The sequence below is a fragment of the Candidatus Saccharibacteria bacterium genome (assembly GCA_012965045.1).
Classification (GTDB): Bacteria; Patescibacteriota; Saccharimonadia; order Saccharimonadales; family DTSZ01; genus DTSZ01.
In genome coordinates this window covers 382,044-402,821 of record DTSZ01000001.1, presented here as the reverse complement: position 1 = coordinate 402,821, position 20,778 = coordinate 382,044, and the positions used below count along the sequence as shown (strand labels likewise).

Genomic DNA, 20,778 nt, shown 5'->3' with positions numbered 1-20,778 from the left:
TACTGTTTTGGTATGCAACGCTATAACCCTAAAACAATAGAACCGAAATGGCAGAAAACCTGGGCCGACACTAGGCTGTATGAAGTAACCGAAGATTCAGACAAGCCAAAAATTTACGCCACACCTATGCTGCCGTACCCAAGTGGTGCTGGGTTGCATGTGGGGCATTGTTTTAATTATTCAATCGCCGATGCCGTGGCGCGCTTTCATCGCCAGCGCGGCTTTAATGTAATGACTAACATGGGCTGGGATGCCTTTGGTTTACCAACAGAAAACTATGCTATAAAAACTGGCATATCGCCTCAGCAAGCAACCAAAGATAACGTCGCCCGCTTCAAAGAACAGTTGAGTCGACTGGGCATGAGTTACGACTGGTCGCGCGAACTTAATACGACCGAACCAGAGTACTACAAATGGACCCAATGGATTTTTGCGGAATTATTTAAAGAAGGCCTAGCCTATCAAGGCGAAAGCCAGCAATGGTGGTGTACTAAATGTAAAACAGTGCTGGCCAACGAACAGGTAGAAAACAACAAGTGTTGGCGACACGACAAGCCAGAAGACCCAGAAGTAGAGCGACGCACCACAAAGCAGTGGTTCTTTAAAATTACCGACTACGCAGACGAACTGCTAGAACATATTGATGAACTCGACTGGCCAGACGGCATTAAAGAAAGCCAGCGGAATTGGATAGGCCGCTCCGTAGGAGCAGAGATAGATTTTGCTGTCGCAAAATCAGAGAATAGGGAAAAGAGCGCTGCGAGCAACGAACTGCACGATACGAACTGCCAAATACGAGTTTTTACAACACGGCCTGACACTTTGTACGGTGCTACCTATCTAGTGTTAGCGCCAGAGCATGAATTAGTTTCAAAGATTACTACCAACGAGCAAAAACAAGAAGTAGAAAAATATGTACATGAAGCCAAATCAAAGACTGATCTGCAGCGCAAAAAGGACGAAAAGCAAAAAACCGGTGTGTTTACCGGCGCTTATGCCATTAACCCGATAAACAACGAAAAAATTCCAATTTGGATAGCTGACTACGTTTTAATGGGCTACGGAACCGGCGCAATTATGGCTGTGCCGGCACACGACGAACGAGATCATGAATTTGCTGACAAGTTTAAACTTAAAATTGTAGAAACATATAAAAAGGCTGACCCAGAAGAGTCTAAATTTGGTGGCGAAGGGGTTGTTATCAATTCAGGTGAGTTTGATGGTTTGCGGACCGAGGATGCCCGCGAAAAAATTGTCGCCAAATTAGCCGATGACAAAAAAGCTCAAGAAAAGGTTAATTACAGAATGCGCGACTGGTTGATTAGTCGCCAGCGCTACTGGGGCGCGCCGATCCCAATTATTCATTGTGATGCTTGCGGCCCTGTTGCCGTGCCAGAACAGGATTTACCAGTTGTACTGCCCGAGGTTGAAAGTTATCAACCGACCGACGACGGTCAAACTGCGCTTGCTAGTGTCGAGGACTGGGTAAACGTCGAGTGCCCTACATGTAACAAGCCAGCGAAACGGGAAACAGACACAATGGATGGCTACGCCTGTAGTAGTTGGTATATGTACCGCTATACAGATTCAAAAAACACTACGGCTGCATTTTCAAAAGAAGCAGCTGACTATTGGTTCCCAGTAGATTTTTACTTTGGCGGTGATCACGCGGTTAGTCATTTACTGTATTTTAGATTTTGGAATAAATTTTTTGCGGACAAAGGCTATATAGACTCACAAACTCGCGAACCAGTTAAAAAACTTGTATACAACGGCTACATAAATGCGGCTGACGGTCGCAAAATGAGTAAAAGTTTAGGTAACGTGGTTGACCCGCTGGAAGTTATTGATAGCGGCTACGGCGCTGACGCGCTACGAACTTACATGCTTTTTATTGGTCCATATGACCAAGATGCTGTGTGGAACCCAAACGGGGTACCGGGAACATATAGGTTTTTAAACCGTGTGTGGGATTTTGTTCAAGAATTTATGGAAGCTAGGCCGGCTGACCCAGGCAAAGATGTTTCTGATCTAGAAACCGCAGTTGCAAGCAGTACTCACCGGGCTATTAAAAAAGTTACAGAAGACCTTAAGAATCTTAGTTTTAACACTGCAATTGCAGCACAAATGAAGCTAAGTAATGAGCTAAGAGAATTACAAAAAGAATTGCCGTTTGGACATGCCCCACGTACGTGGATGCACGCCATTGAAAGCACTCTACGACTACTTGCACCATTTGCCCCGCACATGACAGAAGAGTTGTGGCAGTCGTTTGGTCACAACACTGAATCGATACATATCGGCGGGTGGCCAGAATGGGACGATGAATTAGTTAAAGAAGAGCTTATTACTGTAGTCGTGCAAATAAACGGTAAAGTACGGGCAAATATTACGATGTCGGCTGAAGCAACCGAGGAAGAAATGGTTCAAGCTGCAAAAGAAGATACAAAAATCGCCGAATATTTGGAATCCGGCGAGTTGAAGAAAACTATTACTGTTCCGGGGCGGCTTGTTAACTTTGTGGTAGAGGGTTAATAGTCCGGGAATTCAACACCAGAGGCTTCCCAACCTGTACGTATTTCGTGTTCATGAGACATAACATCGTTGTCGTTTTCTTCGGGGCTGAGGGCGGTGCCTTCAGCGCTAGCTGGAGCTTCAGATTGTACAGCCGGCATATGTGGTAGCAGTTGTTGGTAGACTTCTTGACGGCCAGCTTCGTGACCGGTGCTGTATCCAGCGTCACGACCCATTGCATTACCTGCCATAAATGATGTAGCAGCGATACCTACTACGGCAATAACCTTAGCGGTACGACTTTTTAGTCTTTCGCGTAATGTTCTAGATTCGTATGGTATTTCGTTATTTGCCATGTGTAATAATCCTTATGATTAATGAAACAATATTACAATATAATATTAAAAAAGTCAATACCTAGTATTGATATGGATCAGATGATACTCTATAATGCCATAGAAGTTAAGTAATAGATAAGAGAGTGTTTGTTTATGATTGGTGGAACACCAAAAAAGCGCGTAACACCGCGAAGAACCGGCAACCGTAGAAGTCACAGAGTTTTAGATTTAGCTCGACGAGTTAATAAAACCAGCCCTGTTAAGGCTTTTACAACCAAAAAAGAATTTGGCAAGAAAAACAAGTAATTTAACAATTAGGAGCCTTTGTGGCCAGTAATAGACACCTTGGTAGAATAGTTGCACTACAAACACTGTACGAATACGATTTTCGTGGCGGTGAAGATTCTGGTCTTGATTTGATGGTTGTATATAAACGCAACATTGATCAGTTTAAGCAGCAAATCGATGATACTGATTTCGTAGAGAAGCTAGTACTTGGTGTTAGTAAAAAAGCCGCCGAGCTTGATGAAATTATTGCTCCTATTGCTCCTGACTGGCCTGTAGACCAAATTGCTCGAATTGATAAAATTATCTTACGTGTTGCGTTATTTGAATTAAATCAAGGTGACGGAACGCCTTCTAAGGTTATTATTAACGAAGCTGTCGAACTGGCGAAAGCCTTCGGTGGCGATAACTCCAGTAAGTTTATAAACGGTGTGCTGGGTACTGCTCTAAAGAATCTAGAGGAAAAAGATGGCAAAGAATAACAAGAATAAAGACCACAACCAGAAAAATCGCCCTGCTAATAACCAGTCTAGTAAACCAAAAACTCCACCAGCAGACCAAAAAAGACACCGCCCAAACCCGATGAACCCAATAAAACGCGGTGCAGAAAAGCTTTTTCGGCGTGGCGGCATTCAAGAAGTTGTTCGTGAGTTAACGGCAGGTGGGATTATTTATCGTCGCAATAACAGAGGCGGTATAGAAATTCTTTTAATTCAAGACGCTAAAGACCGTTGGACAATACCTAAAGGTCATATTGAAGAAGGTGAAAAACCAGACGAAACTGCTGAGCGTGAAATTATGGAAGAAACTGGGCTCCAAAAAATGAATGTGCATGCTCACCTTGGCAAAGTTAATTTTCGCTATCGCCGACAAGACAGTCTAGTACTTATAACTATGCACGTGTATTTAGTAGAAGCATTGGGCGATACCAACAAACTCCGTAAAGAATCTTGGATGAATGACATTAAATGGTTTCCTGCAACCGAGGCTTTTGACATTATTGAATACGACGATATTGGTAAGTTAGTCTTGCTTGCCATGAAACGAATACGAAGCGGGCAGCTCAAATAGTCCTACTATTTGAGCAGAGTAAAGTGTATGGAGAATAGAGCACAGAAAATCTCTGATTTTATAGATCTGGTAGCATGGCAAAAATCCCACACTTTTATTTTAGCGGCATACAAACAAATCGACGCGTATCCGTCGAAAGAGAATTTTGGGCTAACTAGCCAGACTAGAAGAGCGCTGGTCTCGATTACATCAAATATAGCTGAAGGTTTTGGCCGATCAACTAGTCCGGACCGTCTACATTTTTACATTATTGCTCAGGGCTCTCTAATTGAGGTTCAGAATCAACTCCTATTGGCCAAGGACCTGGGCTATCTTAAAGAAGCGGAATACGCTACATTAAAGAAAATGTCTTATGAAGTCCGGAGATTACTTGGCGGGCTCATTAAGTCTACTAAACAAGGAAAGTATAATGATTAAAACCCGCACTCTGAACTCTGCACTCAGTACTCTATTAAATTTTAGGAATTTAATATGAGTCAAAAAGATTACGTTGGTTTTGCAAAACATACTCTTGGGGTAGTATTTAAAGATATTGGTTTACTGCAAACGGCGCTTACGCATCGGTCGTGGGTTAATGAAGCCCGACGCAGTAAAGGAATTGAACACAACGAACGACTAGAGTTTTTAGGTGACGCAGTTTTAGAGCTGGTTACTACTGAATTTTTATATAGTCACTATGACGAAGCCGAGGGCATTATGACCAATTGGCGTAGTGCGCTTGTTCGCACCGAAAGCATTGGTGATGCCGCTGAAAAGCTTGGTTTTTTTGAAATGATGCGCATGAGCCGCGGTGAAAAAAGCGCCAGCGCTCGCGCTCGTCAACAGATGCTGGCGAATGCTTACGAAGCGATAGTTGGGGCTATTTATTGTGATCAGGGCTACGATGCCGCTCAGCAATTTATTGAAAAGACTGTGCTAGTAACGCTTGATGGCATTTTAAAAACTGGCTCGTGGCAGGACGCCAAGTCACGTTTACAAGAGCTTTCGCAAGCCAAAGAAGGCCACACACCAACCTACAAAGTTTTAAGCGAAAAAGGCCCTGATCATGACAAGGTATTCACTGTCGGCGTGTACGTTGGCGATGATTTGCGCGGACAGGGTGACGGCCCGTCAAAACAGACGGCTCAACAAGCTGCAGCCGAAAAAGCGCTTGATCATTATGGCGCTTGACACCCCTGTTGTTCATCTGTTAATGTAGCACGAGTCATAATCACTTATAAAATAAAGGCTATTTAGGAGATCCATGTTAGCACTACGCTTACAGCGTGTAGGTAGAAAAAAACTTGCACAATACAGATTAATTGCACAAGAACACAGCTTGCAGCCAACTAGCGGCAAAGTAGCAGCGTATCTTGGTAGTTACGACCCACATACAAAGAAAGCACAATTTAAAAAAGACGAAATTGAGAAGTACCTAGGTAACGGCGCGCAGCCTTCAAACCGAGTTGCAATTTTACTTAAAAAAGAAGGCATCAAACTGCCTGACTGGGTAGTTATTGAAACTAAAGAGCCAAAAAAAGTTGAGACTGAAGAGTCAGAGGCGGCAGAAGAAGCAGCAACACCAGAGGAAGCGCCAGCTCAAGAAGAATCAAAAGCGGAAGAACCTGCAGAAACCAAAGAAAGCAAGCCTGAAGACGAAGAAAAAGCAGAATAGTCTGTTTTTTACTAAACTAATTCTTTCGTATACAATTTAGTCATTAACAACTTGGGAGGAGACTGTCCATGGCGACAATAGACCAGCAGTTCGTTGAATTCGTTGTAAAGGCGTTAGTAAGCGATCCAGATTCAGTAAGTATTAACCGAACAATTGATGAAAAGGGTGTGCTTTTAGAGCTTAGTGTGGCTCAAGAAGATCTTGGCCGAGTTATAGGTAAACGCGGCAATACGGCACAAAGTATTCGTACACTTTTACGTGCTTTGGGCACAAAAAATGACGCTCGCTACAATTTAAAAATTGTTGATCCAGAGGGCGACGCCCGCCGTGCCGAGCGAAATGATAGAAAAGACGAAGACAAAAAGACGGAAGAAACAACGACTGCAGAACCAGCAGCGGCAGCAGTTCCGACTCCTGAACCAAGTGAATCCGCTAGCCAATGGGCTCACTTAAGTTCATCTAATGACGATTCTGATGATGAGGATGTGGACAACACAACAGATGAGCCAGAAGAGTCATCCACAGAAGCAGAAGATGACACCGTTGAAAAGCACAAAAAAGATCTTGCTGATCTCGATGATATCGGCCTATAATTAACATAACCTGAAAACGAAAACAGCGCTTGGTATGTAGCCGTTTTTGTTTAAAACAATCAGGACTCAAAAATAAACACATTCAAACCAAAACACGAGAGAGGTTTATGTGTAAACACCATCGCGCCGCTTGCGATGGTGTTTTAATTTATCACTATTTACGTATAATTACCCCAGATATGAAAATATTTACAATCAGCCTATTCCCTGAAATGTTCGAAAGCTATTTTGAACACTCTATGATGCTTAAAGCCAAAAAAAATGGTCATTTAGAGCTTGAAGTTGTTAATTTGCGTGACTTTGGGCTTGGCCCGCGTAAACAAGTCGACGATACAGTCTATGGCGGTGGTGACGGCATGCTTCTTAAACCAGAGCCAGTAGTAGCCGCAATTGAGTACGCTAAAGAAAAGCTGCCAAAAGCAAAAGCATACTTAATGTCGCCGCGCGGCAGAACGTTTAACCAAAAATTTGCTCAAGAGCTCTCTCGTGAAGCTGAACTTATTTTAGTTTGTGGGCGTTACGAAGGTTTTGACGAGCGCATTAGGGAATTCGTGGATGGATCTATCTGCATCGGTAATTACGTGCTTACTGGCGGCGAGCTGCCGGCTATGTCGGTTATAGATGCAGCAGTCAGGCTAATTCCTGGGGTCTTAGGAGGAGAAGCAAGTGCTGAGATAGAATCTTTCAGCCATGGGGACAATCTTGAGTATCCACAATACACCCGACCAGATGAATTTAGAGGGCTTACAGTGCCAGAGATACTTAAAAGCGGAAATCACGCGGCGGTAGAAAAATGGAGAGTTGATAACCAAAAAGGTTGACATATAATGCAAAAGTTGTACGGTATTAGTATGAGTGCTGAAGCTACCGTAACCGATATAAATGAATATCGTAACCGAAGGTTAAAAAAAGAGCCTGGGGTAACGGAACTTGTAGACAACCTCTTGCCAGATCCAGAAGCTATGCGTGGAGTTCGCTACGACAGGATATTAGATGGTTTATTTGATCAACTAGGCCGCCCCTTTGAAGGGATACAACACGAGCTTTTAGTGGATGATATTTATCAACCACCGAAATTCCAATTAAAAGCTGCAGTCTTAGAAACCAAAGATGATTTAAAAAGACCTACAACGTACACCGAAGACGCAAAAGCTCTCAGCGAACAACTGATTGGGCTTGTCGAGCCATTGGACCGAGAGTCATTAGAATTGTGCAGTCAAGCTGCAATTGTCGGCATTGCCAGTGCGAGTATTGCCCGAAGAGTGTTGCCGCCGAGTGTGACTGGACTAAAATCATACTCGCGGGGTTTGTGGGATCTTGCAGTTAAGGAATTTGCACGTCGTGAAGATGTCCCTCAAGAATCAGCCGGTCTACTAGATACAATTCGACTTAATAACAACGATTATGGGGCGTTTTATGGCAGAGAAAGATTGGTTTCAGGCATTGCTCAATCTTTAACTGCTCGCTTTATGGTATTTAATAGTATACCACCAAGACAGGTGCTGTCCGGTGATTACAACATTGGCACTATTGTTGGTGTTCTTCGAGAGTTGAGAGCCCAAGAAACTATCGCAAAGCTTAATAGGACGGGTGTTCAAGACAGAGATGTGGGAAGAAGTCTTGTTGCTGCGTTGTCACTTACTGATGTCGAATTGCTTTAGGCTGCTATCATCTGTTCGTTCATGAAGGTTTTACTGCATGTATACAAACCAAGCTATACTATTAGGTATAGGCGACATTAAGCGAGGAGAACATTTATGCGTATAAAATTTATTAAACCGGCTCATGCACACTGCGACTTAATGTGCGGTGTCTATGACCCAGCACAAGCTCGCATAGAAGCTCAATCGGTTTTAAATGCTGTTAAAAAGTATCACGACAGTGACGATGAGGTGTTTAGGGCCCGGGCAATTGCCATTAAAGAAGAGCGGGCAGAAGAAGTGAAGCGCCACCTGTGGGTGCTATGGACCGATTACTTTAAGCCAGAACACGCCGAGGCTCACCCAGAACTCCACGATTTAATATGGAGAGCCACCAAGGCTGCTGGTCAGGCTAAAAAAACTGTTGAGCTTTCTGACGCAGAAGATTTAATAAACCTCGTTGACCAAGTAGGGGAGTTATTTGCAACAACGAAAGATAACTACAATTATTCGGCAGTTGTTAAGAATTTAAGCTAAGTCTGCAAAAAAGTATCATTAAGAGGCTTGCACCGATCGCAGTCTATAGATGTAAAAAAATAAAAAAAACAAACACTAACGAAAACTGATTTAAAACTGATTTAAATCAGTTTTAGCTAACATTAAAGTAAATGGCAGAATATGAGCACTATGAAATTACCCAGACTATATGTGCGCCGAGTAGTCGGTCACAGCATGGAACCAACACTCCGCGAAGGCCAAATTCTGGTCTTTAGAAAGAAAACCTTTAGACTGAATTCGATCGCATTAGCACGACACAAAAACGTTGATGTGGTAAAGCGAATAGTCAGGATAGAAGATCATGGCGATAAAATTTGGCTCGAAGGCGACAATGCGGACAGCCACCACAATGCAATTGTTGATCGGAACAGCATACAGGGCGTATTGGTTTGGCCGCGAACAAACTGATTGAAGTGAGCAGAAAAATAACAAAAACCAAAAAACAGCCAGTGCTCGCGGCAGCACTATACACAATTTGACGATCGTCAAATTGTGTATAGGTATGAGGTTGGGAGGTTTACTTGTGGATAGGCTGGAGTGAAGGTATGAACGTGTGAGGGTGTGAATGTGTGAGGGTTTGAGTGCGTGAGGGTGGGTTGTTGGGCTAGGCGGAAGGCTAACGAATTGGACTAGCAAGAGCCAGCAACAAATTAAACAGCGCTTTAGTCACAGCTACCAGCCAGCATCATCGCCTGTGGTACTACGGTAAGACCACAGCGGCAATTTTGGTGAGCTTACAATACGGCTATATACCTAAACCTTGTTCAAAATTACCAATTGGATCGTACCATCCCTGTTCAAGGATATATTCTTGGATTTCTTTATCGATACCGAATAGAATCATTAATCCGACAATAATAAAAATTACACCCAGTATTTTCGGGAATTTACCGTTAGGATTTGTCAGCCAGCCAAGCTTGTTGGCAATTTTTTGTCCGCCAATAGCAATTAGCAGCAGAGTTCCAGCCAAGCCAATGCTATACACAATAAGGTTTAGTAACCCTTCTGCGAAGTTGTTGGCAATAAGTGGCCCAACGATCAAAAAATAGGTTGGACTGCAGCTTGTAAAAACTGGCCCCAGGCTAAGCCCTAAAATAGCGTCACTGTACTTACTCTTCTTAGCAGTAGATTTACTAAAAAACCCAGTCGATTTTTGGTAGAACTTAGTTTTTAGAGCTACCCATTCCCATAATTTAGGAACGGCAAAACTAAGACCAAATAAAACAACAACTGTGCCAGAGAAAATTTGCAGCGTTTGGTCAGAAATACTAAACGAGCTCACTGTTGAGCGAAGCAATATGCTAAATGCAACAATCGAAAGTACTAAACTACCAGTGATAACCAGTGGTCGTTTAAGATTGGGTTTTGACGGTTCGCTAGCTGCAGTAACCGAACCGCCTAAAATAACTGGCAGCAATGGCAGAACGCACGGGGCAAGTACAGTCAAAACTCCAGCAACGAATGAAATAATTAGTTGAGTCATGAGCTTAGTTTAAATAATCATTAGCTAAAGTGGCTAGCGTTGGTTCGTTGTAGGCTATGTAAACTTCGTCTTGAGCAGTTCCGTCGTTTGAAACTTTAATGAAGCTTGTTTGCAGCCGTATGCCGTAGAAATCGCGTAAGTCCTGGTTGCTGTCATAGTCAACTTTTAGGATGGTATAGCCAGCTGGTGTACCGTTCGCTAAGATATCAGCTTCCATTTGTCGACACTGCGGGCACCACGGTGCGTGAAAAAATAATACGACTTGGCCTTCGGCATTAGTTAGAGCTTTTTGTGAGTAGTCGGTATAGATACCGCTAACTGCTTGGCTTGTTTCAGACGAGCCGTCTTCTTGAGTGGTGCTAGTTTCGGTTTGAGAATTTGAGGACGGTGAAGTGTTGGCGGTGTCCGGTGTGTCGTCTGATGAAACAATTAAATACCCTAACCCTGCTACGAATAGAGCCACAAATATACCGACGCCAAGCGTTGTTTTATTCATAATAAATTCCTGATCCTCATTTTAAGTAAACACTATAATGATACCAGAACAGTGTATACTTTTAATCAATGCAAATTTTAAGTAAAATTCTTCCGCCGGTTACAGTTGGGCCTGTTAAAAGAGCTCTGTGGATTATTGGATTAGCCTTGGCTGCACTTCTTATTGTTGAGGTATTGTTGCTATTGGTTCTACGAAGCCAAGTTGGCATGTACAGTAATTACTGGGACAAACTAAATGTTGAGCAGAGTAAGTTTAGGGGGGACCAGCAAGAATTGATTTATGTAGCCTTAGGTGATTCTGCCGCACAAGGAATTGGAGCTACGAGCCCAATGCGCGGCTATGTTGGCTTGGTTGCTAAGCATTTAGAGCAAAAAACAGGCTCTTACGTTAAAATCATTAATTTAAGTAAAAGTGGCGCAGTTATAACGGAAGCGATTAATGACCAACTTCCTGAACTTGCAAAATATAAGCCGGACGTAATTACTGTTGAAATTGGCGCAAATAACATAAAAGACTTTGAGCCAGCTACGTTTAGGCGTGAGTTTAAGCAGTTAATAGATGGCCTGCCGGATGGTGCATATGTAGCAGACATCCCTGATTTTGGTACGGGACCATTAGTAAATAAGGCAGAAGCTGCCTCCAAAATAGTAAGAGATGAACTATCAAAACAGCCACGTCTTAACTCTGTACCACTTGAGGCAGAAACTAAGGAAAACTTTAACCATTGGTTGCACTATGCCCCCGATTTCTTTCACCCGAATAATTGGGGGTATAAGGTGTGGGCGAAGGCATTTACGGATACAATAGGACTATAAGCCCAAAACGTGGTATTCTTATAGAACTTAAGACAACTGCTTAAAGTTTTGAGTGTGAGTAATAGTTAAAAGTTCGTATCTGGGAAGCAGCGACTGAATTTCAGTGAGCCGGTGAGAAAATAAGGAAAATATGGGAACAAAGTTATTTGTTGGCAGCCTCAGTTGGGGTGTAGATGACCAAGCTTTAGCAGACGCATTTGCTGAATTTGGTAAAGTATCATCAGCTAAGGTTATCGTAGATCGTGAAACAAACCGATCAAAAGGCTTCGGATTCGTAGAATTCGAATCAGCTGAAGAAGCGAAAGCTGCTATCGATGGCATGAACGGGAAAGAAATTGATGGTCGCTCTGTGACTGTTAACGAAGCTCGTCCACAAGAGCCTCGAAACAACGATCGACGTTACTAAAATATTTTAGTGTAGATCAAAAAAACCGACTTGGAAGCAAGTCGGTTTTTTGTTGTTTTTGGTTTTGGTACTAGCGCCTGTGGCCAACAAACGTTACTGCGTAGCCAATTTCACCGCCGCGGCCAGTTCGACCAATGCGGTGAGTGTAGTCGTCGTAGGTTTGAGGAATATCATAGTTAATCACGTGACTAATTCCGTCAACATCGATCCCACGAGCCGCTACGTCGGTTGCAATCAAGATATCAACCTCATCCTTATGGAATTTCTTTAAAGCTCGTTGGCGAGCACCTTGGCTCTTGCCGCCGTGCATGTAGTCAGCAGAAAATCCGCGAGTTTTTAGTTCTTTATGCAGTTTTTCAACTGAATATTTGGTTTCTCTGAAGATCAACGTTTTTTGGACGTTTTCTAAAACCAGCAATTCATGCAATCGTTCGATCTTATCAACATCTTGTTTGTAGTTAATGACAGCTTGGTCGACATTATCGCTCGTCTCAGCAGTCCGTGCCATTATGTGCACAGGGCTATTGGTGAACGTTTCAATTAAGCCTTTAATTGTATTGCTCATAGTTGCTGAAAAGAACAGCGATTGGCGCTGATCAGGCAAGTTACTTAGAATGTCGCGGATGTCGTTAATAAAGCCCATGTCGAGCATACGGTCAACCTCATCAAGCACTACGTAACTAAAGTCGTGCAGTTTAAGTGTTTTACGCTCCAAATGATCTTTGATTCTTCCGGGTGTACCGATAACAATCTCTGGCCGACTGCGTAAGTCTCGCAGTTGTGGCCCGATTGGCACGCCGCCAATTAGTAGTGTGCCGAAAAGTCCGCTTTTCTTGGCGAAGGCTGCACATTCTTTTTCAATTTGAATAGCAAGCTCTCTGGTTGGAGCAATAATTAAAGCCTTTTGTGAACGATTAGCCATTAAATTGTGTAACAGCGGTAATAAAAATGCCCCAGTTTTGCCGGTTCCGGTATTGGCAATTCCAACTACGTCCTCGCCGCGTAAGATAACCGGTATCGATTTGTCTTGGATTTGTGTTGGTTTTTCAAAGTTTTTTGCTACGAGGTTTTGTGTAATAACTTCGTTAAAGCCGAAGTCAAAAAACGTATTTGTTGGTTCGTATTCTTTGACCTCACTAAATTTTGCAGGCTTAACAAACCGTTTTGGGTCGATTGTCTTACCAAATTTTCGTTTACCACCACCGCCACCTCGGCGTCTATTATTACTACTATAGTTACGCGAGTAATTTTTTCCACGTGCGTTGCGTGGTTTATAACCATTCTTCAAGAGAATAACCTTTCGTTATGTTGTATCTAGGGTGTTCTTTGATGAGTCCTAGATAAACAAATAACTACTAGATCATTAAAAAACAACTTTGACAATCTTACCACACCCACGCAACTTAACCTAATTCAAATATAATATGGTTGACGCAGAGACTGTTTTTAACTACATTTGCAGACTGTGATTGAATATATTATTTACTTCTTAGCGCTATTAAATCCATTCGCTCTTTTTGTGTATACACTACCGCTTAAAAAAGAGTTTGGTATTGGCCGCTACATCAAGATCATGACCTTTGCGTCGCTTATTTCAGCTTCTATTTACTTACTGTTCGCCCTAAGTGGCACCTATCTATTTGAGCATGTATTAAAAATACGTTTTGATAGTTTGCGGATTTTTGGCGGTGTCGTATTGCTAGCCTTTGCCTTAAGCTACATAGTTCAAGGTAAAGAGTCGTTTATTACTATAAAAGGCAAGCTTAGCAAGATTGCGTCCGAAGTTGCTTTGCCGTTTATGGTGGGCGCAGGCACAATTGCGCTTAGCGTTGTAATTGGTGGTGAGTTTTCAGCACTTGGAACAATTCTGACAATTATCATGGTTATGATTGCAAATTTGGCTATCGTAGCCTGCCTGGCATTTGTGCGACATAAACTTGTTGATAGGTTTAAAACTGTTTTTGATGAAAATATTGAAATAATTTTGCGACTGAATGGTTTTATTGTTGGAGCATTTGGTGTTGATCTTATAATTACTGGAATTCAAAATATTACCGCCTAAGCACAAGCGAGTTTAGCGATTCTAGGATACAATTGAAGTAGTAAATTTTAGGGGTGTTTTGAAGGTCAAAAAACGACGCTTGTCAGGTTTGTCTTTTAGTAGCCGAAGGTCTAAGTTAATAGGCGTATTGGTAGGTGTGCTGGCTTTAGTGCCGCTAGCCGGTTTAGCAGTTTCCAAGATAACGTATGGTAGTAGTTTTTTACCCAATACTAAAATTGCCGGCATAGACGTGTCAGGTAACACTATCGACCAAGCGGTTAACACGCTTTCTACCACCTTGAATTCTAGTGAAGTAACGCTAGTTCTTGATGGCCAAACCCAAACCTACACAGCTCCCCAGATAGGAATTACAATTCAACAGCAAGACATTCAGGAGCTACTAACTACGCGTTCTCTAGTTAGGCAGCTATTTCCGTACGTAGGGTCGTCTAGATTAGACACAGCGGTGGGAATTGATCGTAAAGACGTTATGCGGGCAACTGAGCAGTTTACCGACGATACATTTATTGAACCAGTATCAGCCGACTTTGGGTTAAACGACAGTGGTGGTCTGGCGCCAACTCCGTCTGCTGAGGGTTTTGGCGTAAACGTTAGTGAACTGAGCTCTCGGCTGCGGGATTCATATAGTCAGTCAATGGAGTCAATTTCTGTCACGTTGCAGACAGGCCCACTGACACCACCGGTAACCGAGTCAGAAATTGAGTCAAAACAGGGAATAGTGCAGCTAATTATAGGCCAGTCTTACACTATCAATGATGTTGCCGCGTCTGTTGAACAAATTGTTGGCTGGCTCGATCTAGATGAGCAAAAAAATGTAGTTGTTGATCAGGCGGCAGTTGGTAAATTTGTAGATTTTGTTGCTGTGCAACTTGAAAAACCGCCAGTCAATGAAGTTACCAGCGTTTATGTGAGCGGTAAAACGCCGCAAATAACAACAGCTGGGGTTAACGGGACGCAAGTTACCAACAAGTCACAGATAGCTGCTCAGCTTGTCGAGGCGGTTCAAAAGTCGCAGGGTGCAAGCCTGTCGTTTGAGTTCAGTGAAGTGCCGTTTGATTCAACCGAAGTTACCGTAGATGACAGCATAAAACTAAATTCGTACACCTATAGTGTTGAGATTTGGGGTACGACCCAATCTGACTTTAACGACTTTAAGGCCAAGGCAGCAGCGACGCTGGCTGATGGGCGAGGCTGGGCGGGTGGTGGAAATAGCTTTACGCAAGTCAGCAGTGGCGGCAATTTTACGTTAGTGTTGGCCAGTCCAGAGCGAGTAGAGTCGGCGGCACCAATTTGCTCTGCGGTGTATTCGTGTCGTGTTGGACGTAACGTAATTATTAACGATAATCGCTGGCGAACAGCAACAGATAGCTGGAATAGCGCAGGCGGTAGTTTGAGGGATTATCAGCACATGGTGATTAATCATGAAGTTGGTCATTGGCTCGGCAACGGCCACAGTAATTGCCCAGGAACAGGACAGCCGGCTCCTGTTATGCAGCAACAATCGATCAATCTTCAGGGCTGCACCTTTAATCCATGGCCACTAGCGAGCGAACTATAACGCTTGTGTATAATGAGCAATAGCAATAGATAGGCCGCAATGGACTTAAGTTATTTCGATATAAATTCGACTAAGGAAAAATCCTTATTTATTTTCGATCGAAATCTGCGTCTGGTTGGTCTGCGATTTATATATGTTACAGCGCTTGGGCTTGGTGCTACGTTGGCTAGTTTTTTCGCACACGAGCCAGCCGACACCTACATTCGCTACGTATTGATTGGCGGAGCTGCACTAGTAGTAAACATGGGTATTTGGCTACTTGCGCACGTTAACAGCCAAAAACTTGAACTACAACGGGCCGTGCTGGTTGGGCAGTTATTGTTTGACGTCGTGTTGGCTGCTTTTATCACCTATGACCAGGGTGGTCTTGAAGCACGAACGACGGCTTTGTTTGCATTGCCAATTGTGTCGGCAGGCCTGCTTTCGAGTCGGAAAATGGTGTTTGCAACCTCAATCATTGCCTCGCTAGCCTATGCGTCAGTAGTGGTACTGAGTGAAATCAATTCACAATCGGTCGCTTTGGACGATTTTTTAGTCCCACTGTTATTTTATCCGGCGTTCTTCGTGATTCTTGGGGTAATTGTTGGCTATTTAATGAAGCTTGATCGCTTTGAAATTCAAGAAAAGTCATTCGATAATTTCTTGCACCTAATAATGCATCAGTTAATGCACCCGGTTTCGACAGCTCGTTCGGTGCTTGATGTCTTGGATGACTCGGGTGTTAAGCCTAAAGAGCTCAAGAAACATATTCAAATATTAAAAGACGAAAATCAGGACTTGTTGATGTCTTTGAATAATTTATTTGAAAGTCTATCGTCTGAAAAAAAGGTGTCACAAGATTTTGAGTCTGATGTGGTTACTGTTATCACGGCAGCAGCAGAACAAATAGCAGAACGCTTTGACAGAAAAGCAGATTTAAAAATTGAGTATGATAAAGATCAAACTGCCATGGTTAACGCCGAACAAAATCGGCTACAAATTGCTATGCGTAATATTTTTAAAACAGCGTTTTTACGCAGTGAAAAAAAGCAGTTGATTAGGGTTGGGCTGAAAATTACTAAAGAAAAAGTCATTGTTACTATTCAAGACGGCGGAGTCGAACTGTCGACTAAGGAGATAAAAAAGATTTTTTCTAAATTTAAGATTGATACTGACAAACCCGAAATACAAGGTTTTGGACTAGAAATGTTTGTAGCGAATAAAATAATCACATCGTATAAAGGAGTTTTGCGGATGAATAGTGGAAAGCAGGGTACACTAACAACAGTAATCTTAGAAAGAAGTGGGAAAAAATGAAACGAATTTTAATGATCGAAGACTTTCCGGTCCTTCACAAAATTTATGGCGATTATTTAGAACGGCATGGTGAATATAAGGTTGAAACCGTTACCGACGTCGACCAGGCGCTTGAGTTGCTACAAAACATAGAATTCGACTTTATATTGCTTGACCTGCTGCTGCCTAAAATAAACGGCATCCAATTTCTGGAACAATTTGATAAACCAGAGAAGACTAAGGTTATTGTTTTAAGTGACTTCAATAAGCCAGAAACTGTGTCAGAGGCAATCAACCTCGGAGTAGCCGACTTTCTTATCAAAGCTGAAAACACTCCGTCGCAATTACTCGAGAAACTTAACTCCTACCAATAATATGGCATTAGGAAAATTTATAAAAAGAATGCTCAGCGGTGAACCAGTATTTCAGCCTGACGACCAACAAGCTACTAGCAAGCCGACCGAGCGACCAAGCCGAATAGATGGTAAAGATGTGCCAGAGGTTTTTATTGATCAGCGGTACGACTGTAGTTTTAACGGAAATATAATGACCTGTGACGCCTTTATTCTTAACAATTCGAAACAAATTGTTTTCTTAGATGAAATCCATATGTTTGGTAAAAAAATGGAGTTACAACGACAATTAGAGCCCGGTGAACGACGAGAGTTTCAGATTTATAATGGCCCTAAAATCTACGGAAATTATATTCAAGACTGCAAAATTTTATACCGGGGAAGTGACGGCGACTACTTTGCCAGTTTGCACGACATTGACTGCAAGCCAGGAGCCGATGGAGCACAGCGCTTGAGCAGAATTCGCTTTTTGCCACCAATTAAGGATGTTTAACTAGTTGTATGGATAGTATTGCAGCGACAATAAGTGCAAGTACCGATGATTTTTCCGGATATATTATAATCTTGCTGTTTTTTTTCGTACTGTTTTTTATTGTGTTTTTGCTATTTTCACCAGTAATTTTATTTGCCGCACGAGTTCGCAGAAAAGCAACACAAATCGCAAACGAACGAGCTGGCACCATTATTAGTCAGTTCGAGCCGCCGCAAGGTATGACGGCTGCTGAAGTTGGGCTTTTGTACGACATGGAGGTAGACACAAAAGAAGTGATTGCGTCTGTGTTGGAACTTGAGCACATGGGCGCCCTACGCATAACTGGCATGAATTCTGTAAAGATACTTGATACGTCTAAGTTAGCTTTGGCTAAAGAGCATCAAAAAATCGCGGTCGAATTCTTCACCAAATCAAACAAAAACCAGCCTGATGTTATTCAAGATACTAATCAAATTAGTGCGTTTGTTAATGGAAAAGAATATTCGTTCACAATTCCTGTGAGTCATAATCTTACAAGCTTTACGGCTGCTGTTAGACATGAGTTAAGTCAAAAAGGCTTTGTGGTTGACGATTTTAGAAGACAACGGCGAAAACGCATAGCCAGGACTGTATTTATAATAAGTTTACTGCCTATGATTTTTGCGTTTTTGCCGACAAATTGGAACGGTGTTGAATATGGTCCACTTAGCTTGTATTCAATATTTACTGGGTTGATTGTAACGTTCGGGCTTGGGTTTCTTTTATTCCCAGTGTATTTATTAATAGCCTATATAGTAGTTAAGTTTTGGATCAAGCATGCTGGTAAATATTGGCTATATACGAAAAAGATTCGCCAAATTTGGCCAGAGATCGAAGGATTTAGAATCTTTTTAGAAACAGTCGATTTAGATAATATCCAGTTTGAAGCGCAAGGTGACGATGCTTTTATGACTAAATCGGCACCGTATGCAATTGTGTTTGGCTATGATACAAAATGGGAGAATCTTATAAAACGGCGAAGTTCTAGCAGCTCATGACTATGCTGTAGATTGTGCTGTTATTTGAGGCATGCGCCTAAAGAAGGATATGCGGGATTTTATACTGCTGATGTATACTTTAACTAATGAATTATCAAACTATCGCCTTCTTATGCACTGGCTCTGCTCCCGATAGCGACGAAATTTTAAGAGCAAACCTTTTGTACTTTGGTGGGCTGGCATTAGCGATCTTTATAACGGTAAAGCTTAATCGTTATGCTGGTAAGATTACACATAAATCAATACGCATATTGGCTAAATTTGTTTTGTGGTTCGTATTTATAGCAGCTGCAATAGCTGGATTTTTCGCACGTTCACTAGCAACTTGCGGTAATTAGATATTGAGTTAGCCATCTGTAATAGTCTGTAGTCGGTTCACGAACATCGATCTAATTTTTAATAAAAATAATAGTTTCAGCAATTTTTTTAAATTTTTATGAGTACTAAAATGTGATTATAGCTAGAACTGTGGCGATTGTTGATGCAAATTTTATTATAAATGTGCAGGTTGTTTCGGTGCTGGCAGGTGTTATTTTCGGACTATACCCAGCAATTAAAGCTAGTCGCAAAGACCCGGTTAAATCGTTGAGGTATGAGTAGAGTAGAACTGCGCTGCGCAGTGGGAGGGTTTAGCACGGCTGTAGATACAGAAAAAACTCAAAAATTTGGAACCAATACTATTAGTTGAGGGTCGGGTCACCCTTGGGGCCTCTTGGTTCCCATTTGCTGCCATTCCAGTTACTGAAGCCAAAAACTTTTCCAGCTCTATTGCCACGACTTGCATCTCTAGCTGACGTGCCTTGTTCTTTAACCGTTATATCGCTTGGGTCTACACCCCGATCTAAAGCCATGTGTTCTGCTACTTGCTGTGGGTCAGCATCTTCTGGCATAAGTACATCTTCTCTTACTACCGTACCGTCTGGAGTAATATCTATTGATTGCGGTATTGCTAGGTATGGGGGTAACTTACTGTGGTCTTCCATGGACTGACATTATAATAAAACATTGTTTTAGTCAATTTAGTAACGAAATAATTGTCAGATATTTTCATGCTTGGTCGTTACTCAATGAGGGTGGTGTGACATTGCTCTAGTTACCGTTCATTTACTGGTGTAAAAATAATCTGTTTCATTATTTAAGTATATTCAATATGCCTAATGTAGTTTTTGTAGGCGGGCTCAGATTTATAGATTGTAGTTTGTCGTTAGTGAACCATTGTGGCTCTGTCCAATCATCTTCGGCTTTTATTTTTATATCGTTTGCACTTTTTGGTACCACAATCTTGTAGTTATAAAAGGTCATGTTAACTAATACAGTTTCACCAGTTTCACGTAAGGTTTTTTGCGATTGAACGTGAAGTGTGTTTATAGGCGTAATTTTGCAACCTCTAATATTTATACCTGTCTCTTCAAGCATTTCACGCTGTAGTGCCCGATGTTTTGTTTCGCCTTGGTCTATTCCACCACCGGGGACTACAAATGACTCTTGGTACACGCCGCCTTTACGATTTTTGCCAAGCAATAATTTTCCATCGCTGGAAAATATAAAGCCACCAACAATATCCCTTTTAATAGATCTCATAATAAAAGTATAGCAATAAGTATCAAGCAGCAGTTCTCGGGTATTTCGGTATACATATCTATTTCTTGTCGGCAATGACAGCTTGCATAAACAAAGAATGGACGGAGGCTACTGATTTATTTAGGCTGGGGCGGTAGGACTTGGTCACAGATATTTTTACTTTGTAAAAATTCCGCATCACATCCTGCGATCCCGAAACTACATCTTTGAAAAACCAGTTTTCAAGAGTAGATTTCCTTGCGACATGCTGCCAGCATGTTTCACCCCTCCTCAACTCGGTTGGCTGCCAAGCCAATCCGGGCTTCCGGGTCTTGCGAAATGACATTTAGTCATTTCTCACCTAACTAGGTTCAAGTCCATCATGCCAAATCAATAAAAATGAGCCCAAAAATGGACTCGTTTTTATTGGCTGGGGCGGTAGGACTTGAACCTACAATCTTCGGTACCAGAAACCGCTGCCTTACCATTTGGCCACGCCCCATCGTAGAAATTGCTGCCAACTTTCGTATTCAAACAATTTTGAATACATACAGTTTACCGCAATTTCCCCTCTTTAGTTCCTCGAACAGGCATTTGTATATAAATTT

General features: G+C 42.2%; 26 protein-coding genes and 1 tRNA gene. 20 read left to right on the top strand and 7 right to left on the bottom strand.

All coding sequences use genetic code 11. From position 1 onward, the window contains the following. Positions 1-12: 12 nt before the first annotated feature. Complete coding sequence (locus tag EYO12_02090; GenBank protein HIA91890.1) at positions 13-2,535, top strand: leucine--tRNA ligase; 2,523 nt, start codon at positions 13-15, stop codon at positions 2,533-2,535. On the opposite strand, the gene EYO12_02085 is transcribed toward EYO12_02090, so the two are convergent. Continuing rightward, a complete protein-coding gene (locus tag EYO12_02085) occupies positions 2,532-2,870 on the bottom strand; it encodes a hypothetical protein (GenBank protein ID HIA91889.1) in 339 nt (112 codons plus the stop codon). The two genes, EYO12_02090 and EYO12_02085, sit on opposite strands and share 4 nt — an antisense overlap. 308 nt (positions 2,871-3,178) lie before the next feature. On the opposite strand from EYO12_02085, the gene nusB reads away from it, so the two are divergent. The 10 genes from nusB (at position 3,179) to EYO12_02035 (ending at position 9,061) form a co-directional block, all read left to right on the top strand. Beyond that, a complete protein-coding gene (gene nusB, locus EYO12_02080; GenBank protein ID HIA91888.1) occupies positions 3,179-3,619 on the top strand; it encodes a transcription antitermination factor NusB in 441 nt (146 codons plus the stop codon). Then, positions 3,606-4,208, top strand: coding sequence for an NUDIX domain-containing protein (locus EYO12_02075; GenBank protein ID HIA91887.1), 603 nt, complete (start codon positions 3,606-3,608; stop codon positions 4,206-4,208). Before nusB ends, EYO12_02075 begins: the two co-directional genes overlap by 14 nt. A 48-nt stretch (positions 4,209-4,256) precedes the next feature. Further along, the gene (locus EYO12_02070) at positions 4,257-4,625 is read left to right on the top strand and encodes a four helix bundle protein (protein ID HIA91886.1); all 369 of its coding nucleotides are present in this window, start codon (positions 4,257-4,259) and stop codon (positions 4,623-4,625) included. Positions 4,626-4,679: 54 nt separating this feature from the next. Continuing rightward, complete coding sequence (gene rnc, locus EYO12_02065; GenBank protein HIA91885.1) at positions 4,680-5,378, top strand: ribonuclease III; 699 nt, start codon at positions 4,680-4,682, stop codon at positions 5,376-5,378. A 73-nt stretch (positions 5,379-5,451) separates the two neighbouring features. After that, positions 5,452-5,862, top strand: coding sequence for a 30S ribosomal protein S16 (gene rpsP / locus EYO12_02060; protein HIA91884.1), 411 nt, complete (start codon positions 5,452-5,454; stop codon positions 5,860-5,862). Between the two features lie 68 nt (positions 5,863-5,930). Further along, on the top strand, positions 5,931-6,455 hold the full coding sequence (locus tag EYO12_02055) for a KH domain-containing protein (protein ID HIA91883.1): 525 nt from the start codon (positions 5,931-5,933) through the stop codon (positions 6,453-6,455). Positions 6,456-6,634: 179 nt separating this feature from the next. Continuing rightward, on the top strand, positions 6,635-7,276 hold the full coding sequence (gene trmD, locus EYO12_02050) for a tRNA (guanosine(37)-N1)-methyltransferase TrmD (GenBank protein HIA91882.1): 642 nt from the start codon (positions 6,635-6,637) through the stop codon (positions 7,274-7,276). Positions 7,277-7,306: 30 nt separating this feature from the next. Beyond that, on the top strand, positions 7,307-8,116 hold the full coding sequence (locus EYO12_02045) for a hypothetical protein (GenBank protein HIA91881.1): 810 nt from the start codon (positions 7,307-7,309) through the stop codon (positions 8,114-8,116). 96 nt (positions 8,117-8,212) lie between these two features. Beyond that, positions 8,213-8,632: a superoxide dismutase, Ni gene (gene sodN / locus EYO12_02040; GenBank protein HIA91880.1), complete on the top strand. Its 420-nt coding sequence runs from the start codon at positions 8,213-8,215 to the stop codon at positions 8,630-8,632. Positions 8,633-8,773: 141 nt separating this feature from the next. Beyond that, a complete protein-coding gene (locus EYO12_02035; GenBank protein HIA91879.1) occupies positions 8,774-9,061 on the top strand; it encodes a hypothetical protein in 288 nt (95 codons plus the stop codon). Between the two features lie 337 nt (positions 9,062-9,398). Here EYO12_02035 and EYO12_02030 read toward each other — a convergent pair whose 3' ends face one another. Together EYO12_02030 and EYO12_02025 are read right to left on the bottom strand one after the other, a co-directional pair. Continuing rightward, positions 9,399-10,136 (bottom strand): cytochrome c biogenesis protein CcdA, encoded by a 738-nt coding sequence (locus tag EYO12_02030; GenBank protein ID HIA91878.1) that lies wholly within the window; start codon positions 10,134-10,136, stop codon positions 9,399-9,401. 4 nt (positions 10,137-10,140) lie between these two features. Then, positions 10,141-10,632: a thioredoxin gene (locus EYO12_02025; protein HIA91877.1), complete on the bottom strand. Its 492-nt coding sequence runs from the start codon at positions 10,630-10,632 to the stop codon at positions 10,141-10,143. 68 nt (positions 10,633-10,700) lie between these two features. Between EYO12_02025 and EYO12_02020 the strand changes: the two genes are divergently transcribed. Together EYO12_02020 and EYO12_02015 are read left to right on the top strand one after the other, a co-directional pair. Continuing rightward, positions 10,701-11,447, top strand: coding sequence for an SGNH/GDSL hydrolase family protein (locus EYO12_02020; protein ID HIA91876.1), 747 nt, complete (start codon positions 10,701-10,703; stop codon positions 11,445-11,447). 130 nt (positions 11,448-11,577) lie between these two features. Next, on the top strand, positions 11,578-11,853 hold the full coding sequence (locus tag EYO12_02015; protein HIA91875.1) for an RNA-binding protein: 276 nt from the start codon (positions 11,578-11,580) through the stop codon (positions 11,851-11,853). Positions 11,854-11,923: 70 nt separating this feature from the next. Here the strand turns inward: EYO12_02015 and EYO12_02010 are convergent, their stop codons facing one another. Continuing rightward, complete coding sequence (locus tag EYO12_02010; GenBank protein ID HIA91874.1) at positions 11,924-13,141, bottom strand: DEAD/DEAH box helicase; 1,218 nt, start codon at positions 13,139-13,141, stop codon at positions 11,924-11,926. A 168-nt stretch (positions 13,142-13,309) separates the two neighbouring features. Between EYO12_02010 and EYO12_02005 the strand changes: the two genes are divergently transcribed. From EYO12_02005 to EYO12_01975, 7 genes are all read left to right on the top strand, one after another. Next, complete coding sequence (locus EYO12_02005; GenBank protein ID HIA91873.1) at positions 13,310-13,915, top strand: MarC family protein; 606 nt, start codon at positions 13,310-13,312, stop codon at positions 13,913-13,915. A gap of 58 nt (positions 13,916-13,973) precedes the next feature. After that, a complete protein-coding gene (locus tag EYO12_02000; GenBank protein HIA91872.1) occupies positions 13,974-15,473 on the top strand; it encodes a DUF3152 domain-containing protein in 1,500 nt (499 codons plus the stop codon). A gap of 39 nt (positions 15,474-15,512) precedes the next feature. Next, on the top strand, positions 15,513-16,769 hold the full coding sequence (locus EYO12_01995; protein ID HIA91871.1) for a HAMP domain-containing histidine kinase: 1,257 nt from the start codon (positions 15,513-15,515) through the stop codon (positions 16,767-16,769). After that, complete coding sequence (locus tag EYO12_01990; GenBank protein ID HIA91870.1) at positions 16,766-17,122, top strand: response regulator; 357 nt, start codon at positions 16,766-16,768, stop codon at positions 17,120-17,122. Before EYO12_01995 ends, EYO12_01990 begins: the two co-directional genes overlap by 4 nt. A 1-nt stretch (position 17,123) precedes the next feature. Beyond that, entirely contained in the window at positions 17,124-17,594 is a 471-nt protein-coding gene (locus EYO12_01985) for a hypothetical protein (protein ID HIA91869.1), read from the top strand. A gap of 8 nt (positions 17,595-17,602) precedes the next feature. After that, the gene (locus tag EYO12_01980) at positions 17,603-18,610 is read left to right on the top strand and encodes a DUF2207 domain-containing protein (protein HIA91868.1); all 1,008 of its coding nucleotides are present in this window, start codon (positions 17,603-17,605) and stop codon (positions 18,608-18,610) included. A gap of 86 nt (positions 18,611-18,696) precedes the next feature. Then, positions 18,697-18,948, top strand: coding sequence for a hypothetical protein (locus EYO12_01975; protein ID HIA91867.1), 252 nt, complete (start codon positions 18,697-18,699; stop codon positions 18,946-18,948). A 342-nt stretch (positions 18,949-19,290) separates the two neighbouring features. On the opposite strand, the gene EYO12_01970 is transcribed toward EYO12_01975, so the two are convergent. From EYO12_01970 to EYO12_01960, 3 genes are all read right to left on the bottom strand, one after another. After that, positions 19,291-19,593 carry a hypothetical protein gene (locus EYO12_01970; GenBank protein ID HIA91866.1) on the bottom strand — a complete coding sequence of 101 codons (303 nt, stop codon included), beginning with the start codon at positions 19,591-19,593 and terminating at the stop codon, positions 19,291-19,293. 148 nt (positions 19,594-19,741) lie between these two features. Beyond that, positions 19,742-20,191 carry an NUDIX hydrolase gene (locus EYO12_01965; GenBank protein ID HIA91865.1) on the bottom strand — a complete coding sequence of 150 codons (450 nt, stop codon included), beginning with the start codon at positions 20,189-20,191 and terminating at the stop codon, positions 19,742-19,744. A gap of 406 nt (positions 20,192-20,597) precedes the next feature. Further along, positions 20,598-20,672: transfer RNA gene (locus tag EYO12_01960), tRNA-Gln, on the bottom strand. Positions 20,673-20,778 lie beyond the last annotated feature (106 nt).